Origin of the sequence: Belliella kenyensis (assembly GCF_022549675.1) — a bacterium.
Lineage (GTDB): Bacteria > Bacteroidota > Bacteroidia > Cytophagales > Cyclobacteriaceae > Belliella > Belliella kenyensis.
The window spans coordinates 1-17,059 of the sequence record NZ_JAKZGR010000010.1 but is presented as its reverse complement, the minus strand read 5'-3'; the positions used below and the strand labels follow the sequence as shown (position 1 = coordinate 17,059).

The window sequence follows — 17,059 nt, the reverse complement described above, 5'->3', positions numbered from 1 at the left end:
AGTTGTAAAATAGGTTAATCTGTCAAATTCAGAATCGTATTGATATCCTTGATATGCCCAAAAAGTAGCAGAATATCCCCTTCTTCAATCACGGTATTGGCTGTGACTACTCCAGTAACCTTCTTAGATTTTGATTTTACTCCGAAAATATTCAACTTCTCTTCCATTTTAATCAAGCTCAAGATATTGATGTTATAATCTTGTCTAATTTTTGTCTCTGAAATGGTCAAGCCCACATACCTTTTTGGCGTCTGAACTTCAATGATGTTATAATCATCAGACACATCTAGCGAATCAATAACCCCTTTCATCTGAAGGCTTTTAGCCATACGCTCTGCCGAATCCTCTTCAGGATGCAGAATTTCATCCACACCAATGGCTTTGATTACTGTTTCATGTATTTTATTGATCGATCTGCTTATCAATCTTTTTATGTTCAACTGCTTAAATATTGCGGTTACCATAATCGATGCCCCAAAATCCTCTCCTATAGCAATAATCACCACATCGGCATCTTTGCAAGGAAGATTTTTTACAGCCTGAGCATCTGTGGCGTCCATGACAACAGCATGCGTGATCTTATCTTTTACCGCATCTACCTTGTCCTCACTACTGTCTACACCGATCACTTCGTGACCATACGCAGTGAGTCTAGCGGCTAGATGTCCGCCAAAATTCCCCAGTCCTACAATGATATATTTCATTTTTACAGCTATATTTTTTACCCTGTTAAATCATTAAGTGATGAAAACCCCTTCTTCTGGATACTTATATCTTAACGTTCTAGCTTTTTGTATGAAAGCAATTAAAACAGTCAAAGTACCAACCCTGCCTAGAAACATGATGATGGATACGACAATCTTACTTCCTGTAGATAAATCCCCTGTAATGCCAAGGCTAAGACCCACCGTAGAAAATGCAGAAAATATTTCAAAAGCTACACTGATGAGTGGCAATTCAGGATCCAAGAGTAAGACCAAAAACACCCCCAAACCAATTACCAGAAAAGAAAGCAAAATCACCGCAAACGCCTTTCTTAACGTCTCATTACTTATTTGCCTTTTAAATACTTCCACTCTATTTTTCCCTTTGGCTATGCTGATAGCATTTAGAACTGCCACAGCAATTGTACTGGTTTTCAATCCACCTCCAGTCGAACCAGGTGAAGCTCCTATCCACATCAATATCAAATAGATGAGCACTGTTGGCATGGCTAGCGCAGACATATCTACTGTATTGAACCCTGCTGTCCTTGGAGTCACTGAACCGAAAAAGGCCGTTACAAATTTTCCATATCCTGAAAGTCCTTTCAATGTATGCTCGCTTTCAAAGATCCAATAGGTAACAAATCCTACAACAAGCAAGATCATCGTTGTGTATACAATCAACCTGATATTGACATTGGCGACCCTAGGTATATGTTTATAATCTTCTTCTCCAGTGATCAATTTTTTGGTCCCAACTAGCACGTGTTTCAAGTAAGTATAGTATCCCAACACTACTGGAAAACCTATACCACCCAAGATAATTGCAAAGGAAATAATCAGGTGTACAGTATACTCTTCTCTAAATCCTGCTTCATATAAGCCATTCCCTAGCGTTGAAAATCCAGCATTACAAAACCCCGATATGGCATGAAATACAGAAAAAAACAATTGATCCCCTTTGTTTTCAAACAAATTGCTATCAATTATCGAAGAGATCATCAAAGCTGCAACACCCTCAGTCAATAAAGTAAATAGAATTATTTTTAGTAAGGTGGAATTGATCGCACCGATATTTTCCTCATTGATATAATCCTTGAGAAACAACTGGTTTTGAAGAGAATAAGAGCCTTTAAAAAAGAATCCAAAGAAGGATGTAAAGGTCATCATCCCTAATCCTCCAATCTGAAAGAGCATCATGATGATAAACTGGCCTAGAAATGTAAAGTCTGATGAGGTATCCAGCACAATCAGTCCTGTCACACAAACAGCAGAAGTTGAGGTAAACAAAGCGTCTATGAAGCTGATTCCGCTAACTGTCGCATTAGGAAGGGACAATAGGACTGTACCGACTAAAATCACCAACAAAAAGCTAAGAATAAAAACCATAGCTGGATGTATTCTCAGCTGATTGGCATTCAAGGCCAATTTACTCAGCTCAATCAAAAACAGCACAAAGACTAGTAAATTGACAAAGAATGCCTTGACTTGCAGATTTCCGATTGTCAAAGTATTATCTAATTCAATGATTTGAAAATTTACTAGTGAGGCAAAGACTAGAAAAAGAATAATACAGATTTCTACAAAAAGCCTCGCCAATCTAAACTTCTCCGCTTTTGAAAACAGCCTTACGATATACCCAAATGACAAAATTAGTAAAAGAGAAAAATACAATTTGCCAACTATTCCACTGTGAACTTCTTCCCTAAAACCCAAATCAAAAACTAGTATAGCGAATGCTAATATGCTAATGGATTGAATTATGGTATTATTCAATTCAAATAATTTCCGGATCTTTAAGATCCTTTCATCTGGACTTGTGAAAAACTTACTTTCCATATCTTTAAAGAATCGGAAAGGTATTAAAATAGAAATAAAGAGAAAAAATTTTCATATCAACTTTAAGAAAAAACAATCAAAGATTAAAAGAGACATCTTGAAAAAGGATAATCTCATTTTAGATAAGCTTCTTTTTAGTTGCATAGTACCCAAAAACGGGTAATATCGCTTTCGATCATATTCTGCACATTTAAATCAACTCAAAATTTAAAAACACGCAATCTCTTTTAGGTTAAAAAAAATATTGATATGTTAGCATTTCAAAATATTCAATCCAATGAATTTCAAATATAGAATTGCAAACTTCTTCATAGACATGGGTTGCTATTTGATTTTTTCATTGGCTATTATATTCTTGACCAAAGAAATTATCGATGTCTCTTATGTAAGAGATATACTTCTTGGTGTTTACTTTCTATATTACTTTTGTTCTGAGCTGTTTTTTGGTAAAACCATTGGAAAAGCCTTTACAAAAACAAAAGTAGTGGATAAAAACACCTTGGGTAAACCTAAGTTCTATCAAATCTTGATCAGAAGCTTGTTAAGAGGATTGCCTTTTTATTTCATATCTTATTTCATTACTGAAAAAGGTCTGCATGATCACTTATCGCAAACTATATTAATCAAATCATAAACTAAAAATCAAATGAAAAAAGCGTTAACAAACATTCTTTCCATGCTATTGATAGTTGCCACGCTTTCTAGCTGTGCAACAGTATTCGGCGGACCAGTTACTGAATACCAAAGAACCAAGCCAGGACCAGGAGAGCCTCAGAGGCAAGTTAGGGTTGGTGCTTTAGTGGCAAATATCCTCTTGTTTATGCCAGGCTTGATTGTAGATTTTGCTACAGGAGCGATATACAAGCCAGAGAGCAAAGTAAACTAATTATCTTTCTTCAAATAAAACAAAAAATGCGGCTATTAAGCCGCATTTTTTGTTTTATTTAGATCATTTGATTTAAATCTCAAATGCTTTTTTAATCTTATCTACATAATCCAGCTTTTCCCAAGTGAATAATTCCACATCCAAATCTATAGATTTTCCATCTGGTGTGAAAAATGTCTTGCTAACTACTTCATTTTCTCTGCCCATGTGACCATATGCCGCAGTCTCTTCATATATTGGATACCTTAGCTTAAGTCTTTGCTCAATAGCGTAAGGGCGCATGTCAAACAATTCCTCCACTTTTTTAGCAATCTCTCCATCGGTAAGATTCACCTTTGCTGTACCATAAGTATTCACATAGATTCCCATAGGCTTTGCTACGCCAATCGCATAGGAAACCTGCACGAGCATTTCATCAGCAATTCCGGCTGCCACCATGTTCTTAGCAATATGTCTGGTTGCATAGGCAGCTGATCTATCTACTTTGGAAGGATCTTTTCCCGAAAATGCCCCTCCACCATGTGCACCTTTTCCTCCATAAGTATCCACGATGATTTTTCTACCTGTCAATCCAGTATCACCATGAGGTCCTCCGATCACAAACTTGCCTGTGGGATTGATATGATAGGTAATGTCTTCTGTGAACAAAGCCTGAATCTCTGGAGTCAGCTGAGCTTTCACTTTTGGAATCAATTTGGAAATCATGTCCTCTTTGATCTTTGCGAGCATTGTAGGTTCATCAGCAAAGTCATCATGCTGGGTAGAAATCACAATTGCATCAATTCGCTGTGGCACATTATCATCAGAATATTCAATGGTCACTTGGGCTTTTGAATCAGGTCTCAAATAAGCAATTTCATCATTTGATCTTCTGAAAGCTGCAAGCTCCTTTAGTATCCTGTGAGAAAGATCCAAGGCCAAAGGCATGAAATTCTCAGTCTCTTTGGTTGCGTAACCAAACATCATCCCTTGATCTCCAGCTCCTTGCTCTTCTGGAGAAGTTCTGTCTACACCTTGATTGATATCTGGAGACTGCTCATGAATGGCTGACAATACACCACATGAATTCCCGTCAAACATATATTCACCTTTGGTATAGCCAATTCTATTGATTACATCTCTGGCAATTTTCTGCACATCGAGATAGGTGTCTGATTTGACTTCACCTGCCAAAATAACTTGACCTGTGGTTACCAATGTCTCACAGGCAACTTTAGATCTTGGATCAAATGCCAAAAAGTTATCAATAAGAGCGTCAGATATCTGGTCTGCTATTTTATCTGGGTGACCCTCAGACACAGATTCTGAGGTGAATAAATATGACATATTTTTTGCTGTTTTGAAACGAAGCGTAAAAATACGGTTTAGTAATGAAATAAAAAATGCAGAGATTTGTCAAATGGTAAATACAAGAATAATTTTAACCAGACCCAAATTTTCATTGACAAATTGACGTTATTATAAAATGCAGAATCTGAGGTAACCTTATAATCTTTCAAAAATTAGTAGATATTGACATAAAATAAATTTTTGCAACATTGTTGCATTTAATAAAGTAATATTATAGCTTTGCAACCATATCATTCATATAGTGTTCTCTTCATTCGAATGATGATGGTTGACAAAAAGACTCTAGGTTCTGCTTAGGGTCTTTTATCAAACTTTAAAAAGGACACTTATGATAAAGAAAACTTTGACATTCATAGTAGGACTTGTTCTCTTGAGTGGTATGATTAGCCCTGAGCCAGACATGTGGGCAATTTTCTCAAAGACACGGTTTATTGAAAAACTAAACAGGGAATTTGGGATGTATTTCCTCTATCCAAAATTCCCCGATGAACTCAAGGCTTTGGAAGGAAAAGTAGTCACCGTATCAGGATTTTACATACCCTTAGAGATGAATGCTTCAAACATAGCTGTACTATCAAAATTTCCACAAGCAGAATGTTTTTTCTGCGGTGGGGCTGGACCAGAAAGTATAGTAGTTGGCTACTTGAAAAAGAAACCGAATAGAAAAATCAAAACGGATGAAATCGTTAAAATCAAGGGTATATTAAGGCTCAACGAAGATGATATTGAAGAGCTGAACTTTATACTCCAAGATGCCGAAATCATCTTAGACTAAACATGCAAAAGAAACTTCCTGTAACTGTACTTAGTGGATTCTTGGGGGCTGGAAAAACAACCCTTCTAAACCACATTCTCCATAACAAAGCTGGTCTCAAAGTAGCAGTCATTGTCAATGACATGAGTGAGATCAATGTAGATGCAGAACTTGTGAGGCAGGAAAACACTTTGTCCCGCACAGAAGAAAAACTCGTCGAAATGAGTAATGGTTGCATCTGTTGCACCTTACGTGAAGACTTGATGATTGAGGTGGAGAAACTTGCCTCTGAAAATAGGTTCGACTATCTCATCATAGAGAGTTCAGGTATTTCAGAGCCACTTCCAGTGGCTCAGACATTTAGCTTTATAGATGAAGAAAAAGGCATAGATCTATCCAAGTTCAGCAGGCTAGACACACTGGTGACGGTTGTGGATGCATTCAATTTTTACAAAGATTTTGGAAGTGCCGAGACTGTACACTCTAAACAGCTCAATGAAGACCCAGAAGACAACAGAAGCATCGTAAACTTGCTCACAGATCAAATCGAATTTGCCAATGTAATCTTGATAAACAAAGCTGACTTGGTAAGTGCTGATCATCTAGCAGAGCTTAAAGCCATACTGAACAAGCTAAATCCTGGTGCCAAGGTCTTAGTGACACAAAATAGCATCGTTGCCCCCGAAGAAATTCTCAATACAGGCATGTTTGACTTTGATGAGGCATCCAACTCCGCAGGATGGATTGCAGAACTAGAGAACGAACACCTACCAGAGACGGAAGAGTATGGCATCTCTTCATTCGTTTTTAGAAGTAAAGTTCCATTTCATCCACAGCGCTTTTGGGATTTTATATCTTTCAATTGGCCAGGAAATGTAATCAGAAGTAAAGGGTTGTTTTACATCGCCTCGCGCAAAGATCACGCTTTGTCATGGTCACAAGCTGGCGGATCGGTGAAAGCTGAGCCAGTAGGAGTGTGGTGGGCAAGTATGCCTTTCAAAGATAGAACGAGATATGCATCGTATATTGACAACAGAAGATTTATTGAAGCCAACTGGGACAAAAACTTTGGTGACAGAAAAAACGAAATAGTCATCATAGGTCAGCACATGGATCAAGAAAAAGTCCAGAAAGAGCTGGAGGATTGCTTGCTTAATAGAAGTGAAATCAAAGATTATTTGAATGGTAAAAAATTTACAGACAATTGGCCAATATAAGCGTCACCTTTATCTGTAAAACACGTTCAAATAAAGTATGAGCAAAAAGAAGAAAGAAAATAAAGAGGAGAAAATTGCTGAGGAATGGGACTTGGAAGAAGGATTTGGAGGTATTTCTCCGGATATATCCCTCACTCAAGGGATAGGATGTGCCAGAACTTCAAAGAAATTAAATAAAGGTAAACCTGAGGATTCTAAGGAATCAAAATAAAAAAAGCTATCCATTTTGGATAGCTTTTTTGCAATATTCGTTCATTATCAATCCTTCTTTGCATCAGACTGCTCTCCAGGTTTGCCTTCTGGGTAGTAGTGATTGACATCTCTTTGAGGGAATGGAATTTCTATATCATTGGCTTCAAACGCCTCCTTCAGAGCTTCCATATTGTCCCAATATACTGGCCAAAGGTCTCCTGCATCAGTCCAGCATCTTACCACTAAGTCCAAAGAACTGTCTCCAAAGCTTGTAAATTTGACCACTGGCTCTGGATCAGCATGTATCCTTTCATCTTTTTTCAACACATCCAAAATCACAGATCTTGTTTTTTTGAGGTCAGTGCCATACGCAACTCCTACTGCCATTTCCACTCTCCGTGTAGGCTTTTGGGAAAGGTTAATGATCGAGTTATTAGCCAAAGCACCATTTGGAATTGTCACTACTCTATTGTCAAAGTTTCTGACTTTTGTGTACAAAATATCAATAACTTCCACTGCTCCCAATGTACCCTGAGCTTCTATGGTATCTCCTACTTTGAAAGGCTTGAAAATCAAAATCAAAACCCCACCAGCAAAGTTAGATAGAGACCCTTGCAATGCCAAGCCAATTGCCAAACCAGCAGCACCCAAGATTGCTATAAAAGAAGTAAGCTCCATCCCAAGCTGTGTAGCAATAGTGATGAAAAGAATAATATACAGGATTGCTCTAAATAAACTCGTCAGAAAAGAAGTGAGCGATGCATCAATATCATATTTCAAAAAGAGATTCGTCAATCCCCTCATTAAGAAATTGATAATGTATTTACCAATAAAAAATGTGATCAAAGACCCAATGATTTTAGGACCATAGTCAAACAAAAAATCCACAAATTTTGCCTGAATTACATCAATCATGTCTAAATTTAATTCCATAATTACGATTTTTTACAATTTAAAATTTAATTAAGTTCAAAGGTTTAAGTTTTCGAAAAACTGAACGCAAAATGAATTCGCAGTGCAAAATTAAACAAAAATCTTGCCTCAAAAACAAGATCCATTTTTGATTCAGCCAAAACTTAATAAAACATACTTTATGAATGCTCCAAATTGCAAATATAAGATTATCTTAAGACCTAAAAATTAGCATTTATTCCCCAATAGTTTTTTCTATAAAAATCGACTTCGAGCCACCTATTGAATTGAAGCACCGCTTGTCAAATTTAAACTCAAGCCTTCACACAAAAATTAAAATTGAGGCTTAACTTCAAAGTTAAATTTATGTCAACTAAAATCTATATGAAGAATTATACCCTCACCAAAATCCGTCAAGGATTCATGGGAGCGCTAGTATTGGGTTCATTGCTCTTTGCACAAGACACAATGGCCCAGAAGAAAAAAAACAAGGCTTCCTCCACCCCACCCACAGAAACAAGTACTTCCCAAAAACCTCAAACCACCAAATCTGGCCCAAAACCATTTCAAGAAGTAATTACCTCCAAAGCCAAATCTAAAGAAGGCCTATTCAATGTTCATGAGCTAGAGGGTAAATTTTTTTATGAAATCCCTGAAGAAATGCTTGGTAGGGAGATGCTCATCGTCACCACCATAGCCAGAACTGCCGAAGGAATCGGATATGGAGGAGAACGTACAAACACCCTACTCGTGAGATGGGACAGAGACAAAGACAATGTGCTGCTGAGGGTAGTTTCATACACAAATACTGCGGCGGATTCACTGCCTATAGCAATAGCAGTAAAAAATTCAAACTTAGAACCAATCCTTCAAAAGTTTGATATCAAGGCATTAGCTAAGGATGACAAAGGGGTAGTGATTGAAGTCACCGATCTTTTCAGCAAAGATGTACAGGCTCTTGGCCTACCAAAAAACAACAGAACACAATACAAAGTCACTAGACTAGACACTGACAGGTCATACATCGACAGAATAAGCACATTTCCAATGAACATCGAAGCTCGCTATGTCATGACATACGCAGCTACTGACCCTCCTTCCAATTCAAGCACTGGGCTGATCACCGTAGAGATGAATTCTTCGATGGTTCTACTCCCTAAAGAACCCATGATGAAAAGGCTTGCTGATAGACGTGTTGGCTGGTTCAGCAGATCTGTTGTAGATTACGGTTTGGATCAGCAGAAGGCTACTTCCCAGAGATTTTTGGACAGATGGAGATTAGAGGTCAAAGAAGAAGATTACGAAAAATACCGAAATGGTGAACTAGTAGAGCCTAAAAAGCCGATCGTATTCTACATCGACCCAGCCACTCCAAGTCAGTGGATACCTTACCTGAAGCAAGGAGTTGAAGATTGGCAGGCAGCTTTCGAGCTAGCAGGCTTCAAAAACGCCATCATTGCAAAAGATGCGCCCACTAAAGAAGAAGACCCCGATTGGAGTCCAGAGGACGCAAGGTATTCAGTAATCAGGTATTTTGCTTCAGATATACAAAATGCATATGGACCTCACGTATCTGACCCAAGGTCTGGAGAAATCATAGAGTCTGATATCGGATGGTATCACAACGTAATGAACCTGCTAAGAAACTGGTTCTTTATACAAACAGCAGCCGTGAATCCAGAGGCTAGAGGTGTAAACTTCCGAGAAGAAGTGATGGGCAGATTGATTCAGTTTGTATCCTCACATGAGGTGGGTCATACATTGGGACTACCACACAATTTTGCTTCTTCACATGCTTATCCAGTAGACTCACTGCGCTCTGCTACCTTTACAGCTAAGTATAGCACTGCCCCTTCTATCATGGATTATGCCAGATTCAACTACATCGCACAGCCAGGTGACAAGGACGTAAGCCTCATGCCAAACGTAGGCCCATATGACAAGTACTCAATCATGTGGGGTTATAAGCCTATCCTCGATGCCAAGACTCCAGAAGATGAGCAACCTATTCTGGATCAATGGATATTGGAAAAAGCTGATGACCCAATCTACAGATTTGGTCGTCAAGGAAATAATTACGATCCGAGTACACAGAGTGAAGACCTAGGAGATGATGCCATGAAAGCATCAGACTATGGAATCAAAAACTTGAAAGTCATCCTACCAAATCTTATACTTTGGACAGCAGAAGAAGACAAACCTTACAAAGATTATGCTGATCTTGAAGAGATGTATGGACAGGTTATCGGACAATACAATCGGTACATGGGTCATGTGAGAACCAATGTAGGTGGTGTGTATGAACTATACAAATCAACTGGTCAAGGTGAGCCAGTATATGTTCATACAGACAAAGTGACACAAAAAAGAGCAGTACAATTCCTAAACAAGGAGTTATTTTCCACTCCGACATGGTTGATGGATCAAGAAATAATTTCCCGAATTGGAGATTTTGGAGCAATTGAAAGAATCAGAGCTGTACAAGTAGGAACTCTCAATGGTATCCTAGACTGGGGCAGGCTCGGCAGAGTAATCGAAAATGAGGCATTGAATAGTAAAAATGCCTACAGTATGCTCGAATTGTTTGATGACCTAAGGGGAGGTATTTGGACAGAATTGCCTTCTGGCAAAGCTATAGACATTCATAGGAGAACTTTACAGAGAGCACATATCGAAAGACTTGAATACCTAATGACCAATGATGAGCCAAATTCTCCAATGACGAGAAGATTTGGTCCTGTGATCAATGCTTCCCAGTCCGATATCAGACCAATAGTAAGAGGAGAGCTCAAAACTCTCCAAAGGCAAGTCTCTTCTGCAATTGGAAAAACCTCGGATAGGGCATCAAAACTTCACCTTGAAGATGCTTTGGAACGTATCAAGCTTATCTTAGACCCAAAATAAAATCAAGCAAATCATGACTTATCAAAAGGCTACTGGGAATCCAGTAGCCTTTCTGCTTATGCTGTAGGGTGAAATTGTGGTAGAAAGGAAAATTATCTCTATTTTTACCTATTCAGAAAATGTACCTAAACGCATGGCTATTTCTCCATTGAAAATATTACAAGATCATGATCTTCGCGTAACAAGCTGCAGACAAGAAGTATTGAAAACTTTTTTAGACAAAGATGCGGCACTTTCCCACGCAGATTTAGAGTTTGTTCTAAAAGACGATTTTGACAGAGTGACTTTGTACCGTACTTTGAAAACTTTTTTGGAAAAAGACCTCATACACAAAGTACTTGATGATAGTGGTGCTACTAAATATGCCCTATGTTCGCATGACCATACCAAAGGAGACCATCATCACGACCATGAACATGTACATTTCAAATGTGAAAAATGTGGAAAAACCATCTGCCTGGAAGACTCAACATTACCGAAAATCAAACTTCCAGAAGGTTTTATTAATAAGGAAACGAATCTTTTGATTCAAGGAATTTGCAATAAATGTAACTAAGAATAAGTTAGGAGATATAAAAATAGAAAACTTTCTCTACAGCTTCATTTGATTTAAATTAGAACTCAATTGTTGCTTGATCAGATTTGGATTTTTCTAATTCCGAATACCATATCACACCTGGAGGCAAATCAATCTTTGGCGGAGTATAATCTTCTACTCCCCCTTCTCCATCTTCGCCTTTATTTTTACCTTTTTGAGCATGAGGTTTGGTAAGTGTAGCTACAATATATATCAGCACCACATAGGCGAGTCCGAGGAGAATTAAATCGACTAACAGGCTACTCATATTTGCGAAAATTTCCCTTAAGTTATGATATATAGTTCAAACTTTCAATCATTTGACAAGAACTATTTCAAATTTATTCTATAAACCGTAAAAATTGCCAAAGGTTTAAGCTTTAGCTTGGTAAATATCAGAGATCATCGGATATTTGCACACTGAAAAATTAGCATAATGATAGTAAAAACAAAAAAATACAAACTTGAAGCTGGTACTTATATAAAAATGGGGCTGGTCAATGTACTCAAGGAACAATGGTGGGTAATTCTGATTGCTATTGCTATTGGATGTGGGTACTTATGGATCCCATCCTGGTGGTGGATAAGCATGGCTATATTGGCCTATATCCTCTATATTCTTTTTTGGGTCATTCAATTTACTGGAGTCACTCAAATGGAGCAAAACAAGGTAATGTTTGAGAAGCTTGCTTATGAAATAGATAGCAGACAAATCCTAATGAAACTGAATGCAAAACAAGGTATGCCTGTGAACTGGGGGATGATCAAGAGTGTACAACAGACAAAAGATGCGTTCGTTCTAGTCATGTCCAAAGCTCAATTTATTCACCTTCCTTATAAAATTTTCAATTCTGAAAATGATAAAAGATTTGTAGAAACTATCCTTAAAAGGAAAGGCTACATCAGTGAATCTTAAGGTATAGAAGTAAATACTTGGCATGCTTTATTGAAAAATTGTTAGCAATATCTCGAATTTTACAAATTCCAACTATTTATCAAAAAGCTAACGCTACTATTTAATAGTATTCTTAAATCATTTTCAGGTATAAATCAATAAAAAAGGCCTTTTTGCTAGAGAGAAGGCCTTTTTTATTGGTAATTTTCAAAATCTCATATTACATAGATGGCATGATGACTGAGTCAATCACATGAACTACACCATTTGAAGCTTCAATGTCAGCTGTAGTTACAGCAGCTCCATTTACTTTTGCTTTTCCATCTTTCAAAGATATTTTCACATCTTTTCCCTGAGCAGTAGTTGCTGTCATACCATCTTTTAAGTCTTTTGAGTAAACTTTTCCTGGTACGACATGATATGTTAATATTTGCACCAGCTGATCTTTGTTTTCAGGCTTCAGAAGTGTCTCTACTGTTCCTGCAGGTAGCTTTGCAAAAGCTTCATTACTTGGAGCAAATACAGTGAAAGGACCATCTCCTTTGAGTACATCTACCAAGTCTCCAGCTTTTACAGCAGCCACTAGTGTAGAAAGAAAATCAGTCTGTGCGGCCAAGTCAACGATGTCAGCATCAGCTGATTTTAAACTTGAGTCATTGTTTAGAGTGAATGCTGTGGTTGTAAAAAAAGCAACCATCAAAGCAAATGCTAGTAATTTTTTCATAGTTAAATAGTTTTTGGTTTATGGCTTATAAATTCAAAAAGGCAGTACTTTGTTTATCAATCAGTTACATTTTTTTTCAAAAAAAAACAAAAGTGACAAAAAAGTCACACACAGCTCTATTAATCAATCGTTCATGTATTTTTCGAAGAAATATTTTTAATTAAAACAACATCCTGACAACATATATTTCTAAAAAGACAATTTATAATAAATATGCCACCTATTTATTTTCATTTTAAAAAGAATACTGAAATGGCATCATCAATAAATAATAAAACATAATTGCAATGAAAAAATAGAGAAAAACACTGAAAACTCCTGAATCGAAACATTCAATATAAGATTATCATTTTATTAAAAATCAAAAGTAACTTTGCATCATGCAAATCAAGCTCATAGCAGTAGGTAAAACAGACCACAAATCAATTGTCGATTTGATCGATGAATACACCAAACGTGTAAATTTTTATATCAAATTTGAGTTGGAAATCATTCCAGATTTGAAAAATTCTAAATCACTCTCAGAGCTGATTCAAAAAGAAAAAGAGGGCGAGCTCATCTTGAAAAAAATCCTACCATCGGATGAGTTGATACTTTTGGATGAGCATGGTAAGCAATACAGTTCAATAGATTTTTCTAATTTCATGCAAAAAAAGATGAATGCGGGGTTAAAGCAACTCATCTTCGTTATCGGTGGACCTTATGGTTTTTCAGAAGCAGTTTATCAAAGGTCAAACGGAAAAATATCCCTTTCCAAGATGACATTTTCACATCAAATGGTACGCCCTTTTTTCATAGAACAGGTATATCGGGCATATACCATATTGAGAAATGAGCCATATCATCATGAATAGAGAAGTGATCTTTTATTTGTATAAATGTTTCCTACAGTCTAGCAATGGACAATCATATCCTATTGTATCAAGAAATCTGCATTCATAATCAAAATGATAAGAATTAACACATTATAACATTTCATTTTTCCAAATCTAAAGTTGATATGATATTTTACCAAATGTTTGAATTTACAAAAATTATGAAAACAAAATATACGTTGATTTTGATAGGCATTTGGCTAATAAGCACTTTACCTAGTCTCGCACAAAATGATGTCCCTCTAGATTCTCGTGTGAGAACTGGAAAATTAGCCAATGGACTGACCTACTATGTGCAGCAAAATCCAAAGCCTGAGAAGAAAGTAGAACTAAGACTTGCCGTCAATGTAGGGTCCATTTTGGAAGAAGATGACCAAGCAGGTTTAGCTCATTTTACGGAGCACATGGCTTTCAATGGAACAAGAAATTTTGAAAAAAATGAACTGATAAGCTACTTACAATCAATTGGTGTGTCATTTGGTGGTGATTTGAATGCTTATACAGGTTTTGATGAAACAGTCTATATATTACCTATACCTTCAGATGATGAGGAAAAACTTAGGAGCGGATTTATGGTTCTAGCAGATTGGGCTGGGGGCGTACTGATGGAAGAAGATGATATCGATGGAGAGAGAGGGATAATTGTAGAAGAATGGCGAACAGGCCAAGGTTATAGCCAAAGAATCAGGGACAAATTTTTACCTGTATTACTTCATGATAGCAAATATGCAGATAGACTTCCTATCGGAAAGATGGATATAGTCGAAAACTTCGAATACGAGACAATCAGAAGGTTTTATAAAGATTGGTATAGGCCAGATCTGATGGCAGTAGTGGCAGTGGGTGATGAAGATCCCGACAAATTAGAAGCTTTGATTCAAGAATTCTTTTCTGGACTAGAAAATCCAAAAGATTCAAAAGAAAGGCAATCTTTCACAGTGCCAGAGCACGATGAAACTTTCGTAACTATCGCTACTGATCACGAATCACCCGGGATACAGATTCAGCTGTATTATAAGCATAAAGCTCTACCTACCAAGACGGTAGAAGATTACAAAAACATTCTAAAGAGGAGATTGTACAGTGGCATGCTTAGTCAAAGGTTGGATGAAATCAGGCAAAAGTCCGATGCACCATTCATCTATGCAGGAGCAGGATATGGCAATTTTGTAAGAGATCTAGACTATTTCTCAACTTCTGGGGCAGTGGCTCCAGGCAAAGCGAGTATAGCCATAAAGGCACTGATAGAAGAAAATGAGCGGGTAGCTCAATTTGGATTCACCGATCAAGAATTAGAAAGAGTCAAAAAATCCTTGATGAATTCAGCTGAAAGAGCTGCAAAGGAGATGAACAAAGCGGAATCAGGATCCTTGGTAGGCAAATATGTATCCCATTTCCTTGAGGGAAGCTTTGCAGAAGATCAGCAGTGGAGATATGAGTTCTACCAAGAAGTAATGCCTCAAATCAGCCTGGAAGAAATCAATGCTTTGGCCAAAGTGCTTGTAAGAGATGACAACAGGGTCATTGTGATCACAGCTCCAGACAAGGAAAAAGAGAACCTGCCAAGGGAAGAGGAAGTGCTAGCACTCTTTGATGCGGTAGAGCAGATGCAACTGACACCATACGAAGAAAAACTATTGGCTGAAGACCTCATTACTGACCTACCAAAAGCAGGTAAAATAACCTCTTCAGAAAACATAGCATCTGTAGACATACAAGAGCTGACCCTATCAAACGGAGCAAAAGTATTTATCAAATCTACTGATTTCAAAAATGATGAGATACTTATCAATGTGATTGGAAAAGGAGGCACATCATTGTATGCCGATGAAGATCATTTGACTGCTAGCAATGCTGGTGTGATGGTCAATGTCATGGGTATAGGAGATTTTTCTCCAACAGATTTAAAAAAAGTAATGGCTGGAAAAACTGTGTCTTTGACGCCTAATATCAGCACATATTCACAATCTATATCAGGGGTGACTTCACCAAAGGATCTAGAGACCGCCATGCAGTTGATGCATTTATACTTTTCAAAACCACGCAAAGATGCTGAGCTTTATGAAGTATATAAAGCCAATCAAAAGACACAACTTGAAGGAGCGCAAGCCAATCCAGATTTTCAATTTTCAAAAGCTATCAATAAAATCCTGGCAAATGGTCATCCAAGAGCTAGTGGAATATTTGACCCAGAGGATTATGATCAAATTGATATTGATAGAGGTCTAGAAATCTATGCAGATAGATTTTCTAACGCTGCCAATTTTGAATTTTTCTTTACAGGAAACATTGACCTAGCTACTTTCAAGCCTTTGATAGAGCAATACATCGGAAGCCTACCTGGCAATCCAGACCAAAAAGATGAGTTTGTAGATTTAGGTATCCGTAGACCAAGAGGTAAAAAAGAGAGAATCGAAGTGGGCACAGATGAAAAGTCTCAAGTTATTATGTTTTTCTCAGGCGAAACAACTTACGATCGCAAAAAAGCAGCTGATATCAGCTACTTAGGTGAAATCCTTACGATCAAATTGATCGAAAACCTTAGAGAAGAAATTGGTGGCGTCTATGGTGCTGGAGCAAGTGGAAGCATGAGTATTCAGCCTGTAGACAATTTCAGTTTTTCTATCCAATTCCCATGCAGTCCAGATATGGTGGACAAATTGACGGAGGCAGCTTGGAAAGAAGTGAGAAAGATACAAGAAAACGGCCCGACAGAAGATGACCTTAATAAGGTAAAGGAAAAAAGAAGAATAGCTTATGAGGAAAATCTGAAAAGGAACAATTTTTGGAATGGTCAAATGTCAGCTATAAGAACTTATGGATTTGAATGGGAAAGCATCCTAGACGGTAAAGCTTCCATAGAAGCTGTAACGGCCGACCGTATTCAAGAAGCAGCGATAGCTTTCCTGACACCTGAGAATTTGCTTGAGATCCAGCGGTTCCCTGCCAAATAAAGTGTTTCTAATCTTAACTTACAAAAGAAATAAATATGGATATACGGAACTTTGCCAATTACATTCCGATATATCTAGGGCTTATTGGAAAATTCGTCAGGAATTAGAAAGTAGGGTTTAAACTAAGCTCTACTTTCTTTTTTTATGTATTTGACCCTTGATCCACGAGTCAATTTCGGATTGAAAAAGTACAATTTAGGATTAGTTTTTGTATGAAAATGACTCGGATTTTCCGTATGGACACACCTATCCCAATAAGTTGCTTTTTGGATGCTT

At 37.4% G+C, this 17,059-nt stretch carries 16 protein-coding genes; 10 read left to right on the top strand and 6 right to left on the bottom strand.

What is annotated here, in order from left to right; all coding sequences use genetic code 11:
- Positions 1 to 14 precede the first annotated feature (14 nt).
- Both MM214_RS11515 and MM214_RS11510 read right to left on the bottom strand, forming a co-directional pair.
- Entirely contained in the window at positions 15 to 704 is a 690-nt protein-coding gene (locus MM214_RS11515; RefSeq protein ID WP_241295600.1) for a potassium channel family protein, read from the bottom strand.
- Between the two features lie 33 nt (positions 705 to 737).
- Positions 738 to 2,543, bottom strand: a complete 1,806-nt coding sequence (locus MM214_RS11510; RefSeq protein ID WP_241295598.1) for a TrkH family potassium uptake protein — start codon at positions 2,541 to 2,543, stop codon at positions 738 to 740.
- Positions 2,544 to 2,820: 277 nt separating this feature from the next.
- On the opposite strand from MM214_RS11510, the gene MM214_RS11505 reads away from it, so the two are divergent.
- Positions 2,821 to 3,177, top strand: a complete 357-nt coding sequence (locus tag MM214_RS11505) for an RDD family protein (protein ID WP_241295596.1) — start codon at positions 2,821 to 2,823, stop codon at positions 3,175 to 3,177.
- Positions 3,178 to 3,189: 12 nt separating this feature from the next.
- Positions 3,190 to 3,429 (top strand): hypothetical protein, encoded by a 240-nt coding sequence (locus tag MM214_RS11500; protein WP_241295593.1) that lies wholly within the window; start codon positions 3,190 to 3,192, stop codon positions 3,427 to 3,429.
- Positions 3,430 to 3,501: 72 nt separating this feature from the next.
- Here MM214_RS11500 and metK read toward each other — a convergent pair whose 3' ends face one another.
- On the bottom strand, positions 3,502 to 4,755 hold the full coding sequence (gene metK, locus MM214_RS11495) for a methionine adenosyltransferase (RefSeq protein ID WP_241295591.1): 1,254 nt from the start codon (positions 4,753 to 4,755) through the stop codon (positions 3,502 to 3,504).
- A gap of 352 nt (positions 4,756 to 5,107) precedes the next feature.
- On the opposite strand from metK, the gene MM214_RS11490 reads away from it, so the two are divergent.
- From MM214_RS11490 to MM214_RS11480, 3 genes are read left to right on the top strand one after another with little or no spacing between them, the layout of a single operon-like run.
- Positions 5,108 to 5,554, top strand: a complete 447-nt coding sequence (locus tag MM214_RS11490; protein ID WP_241295589.1) for a hypothetical protein — start codon at positions 5,108 to 5,110, stop codon at positions 5,552 to 5,554.
- A 2-nt stretch (positions 5,555 to 5,556) separates the two neighbouring features.
- On the top strand, positions 5,557 to 6,750 hold the full coding sequence (locus MM214_RS11485) for a GTP-binding protein (RefSeq protein ID WP_241295587.1): 1,194 nt from the start codon (positions 5,557 to 5,559) through the stop codon (positions 6,748 to 6,750).
- Between the two features lie 37 nt (positions 6,751 to 6,787).
- Positions 6,788 to 6,961: a hypothetical protein gene (locus MM214_RS11480; protein WP_241295585.1), complete on the top strand. Its 174-nt coding sequence runs from the start codon at positions 6,788 to 6,790 to the stop codon at positions 6,959 to 6,961.
- Between the two features lie 47 nt (positions 6,962 to 7,008).
- On the opposite strand, the gene MM214_RS11475 is transcribed toward MM214_RS11480, so the two are convergent.
- Positions 7,009 to 7,875, bottom strand: a complete 867-nt coding sequence (locus MM214_RS11475) for a mechanosensitive ion channel family protein (protein ID WP_241295583.1) — start codon at positions 7,873 to 7,875, stop codon at positions 7,009 to 7,011.
- A gap of 363 nt (positions 7,876 to 8,238) precedes the next feature.
- On the opposite strand from MM214_RS11475, the gene MM214_RS11470 reads away from it, so the two are divergent.
- Positions 8,239 to 10,758: a zinc-dependent metalloprotease gene (locus MM214_RS11470; RefSeq protein WP_241295582.1), complete on the top strand. Its 2,520-nt coding sequence runs from the start codon at positions 8,239 to 8,241 to the stop codon at positions 10,756 to 10,758.
- 133 nt (positions 10,759 to 10,891) lie between these two features.
- The gene (locus MM214_RS11465; RefSeq protein ID WP_241295870.1) at positions 10,892 to 11,314 is read left to right on the top strand and encodes a Fur family transcriptional regulator; all 423 of its coding nucleotides are present in this window, start codon (positions 10,892 to 10,894) and stop codon (positions 11,312 to 11,314) included.
- Between the two features lie 58 nt (positions 11,315 to 11,372).
- Here the strand turns inward: MM214_RS11465 and MM214_RS11460 are convergent, their stop codons facing one another.
- The gene (locus MM214_RS11460) at positions 11,373 to 11,603 is read right to left on the bottom strand and encodes a hypothetical protein (RefSeq protein WP_241295581.1); all 231 of its coding nucleotides are present in this window, start codon (positions 11,601 to 11,603) and stop codon (positions 11,373 to 11,375) included.
- Positions 11,604 to 11,771: 168 nt separating this feature from the next.
- On the opposite strand from MM214_RS11460, the gene MM214_RS11455 reads away from it, so the two are divergent.
- Positions 11,772 to 12,251 (top strand): YcxB family protein, encoded by a 480-nt coding sequence (locus MM214_RS11455; RefSeq protein ID WP_241295580.1) that lies wholly within the window; start codon positions 11,772 to 11,774, stop codon positions 12,249 to 12,251.
- Between the two features lie 199 nt (positions 12,252 to 12,450).
- On the opposite strand, the gene MM214_RS11450 is transcribed toward MM214_RS11455, so the two are convergent.
- Positions 12,451 to 12,954, bottom strand: a complete 504-nt coding sequence (locus tag MM214_RS11450) for a fasciclin domain-containing protein (protein WP_241295579.1) — start codon at positions 12,952 to 12,954, stop codon at positions 12,451 to 12,453.
- Between the two features lie 380 nt (positions 12,955 to 13,334).
- On the opposite strand from MM214_RS11450, the gene rlmH reads away from it, so the two are divergent.
- Positions 13,335 to 13,808, top strand: a complete 474-nt coding sequence (rlmH, locus tag MM214_RS11445) for a 23S rRNA (pseudouridine(1915)-N(3))-methyltransferase RlmH (protein ID WP_241295573.1) — start codon at positions 13,335 to 13,337, stop codon at positions 13,806 to 13,808.
- 182 nt (positions 13,809 to 13,990) lie between these two features.
- Positions 13,991 to 16,783 (top strand): M16 family metallopeptidase, encoded by a 2,793-nt coding sequence (locus tag MM214_RS11440; RefSeq protein ID WP_241295571.1) that lies wholly within the window; start codon positions 13,991 to 13,993, stop codon positions 16,781 to 16,783.
- Positions 16,784 to 17,059: the final 276 nt, after the last annotated feature.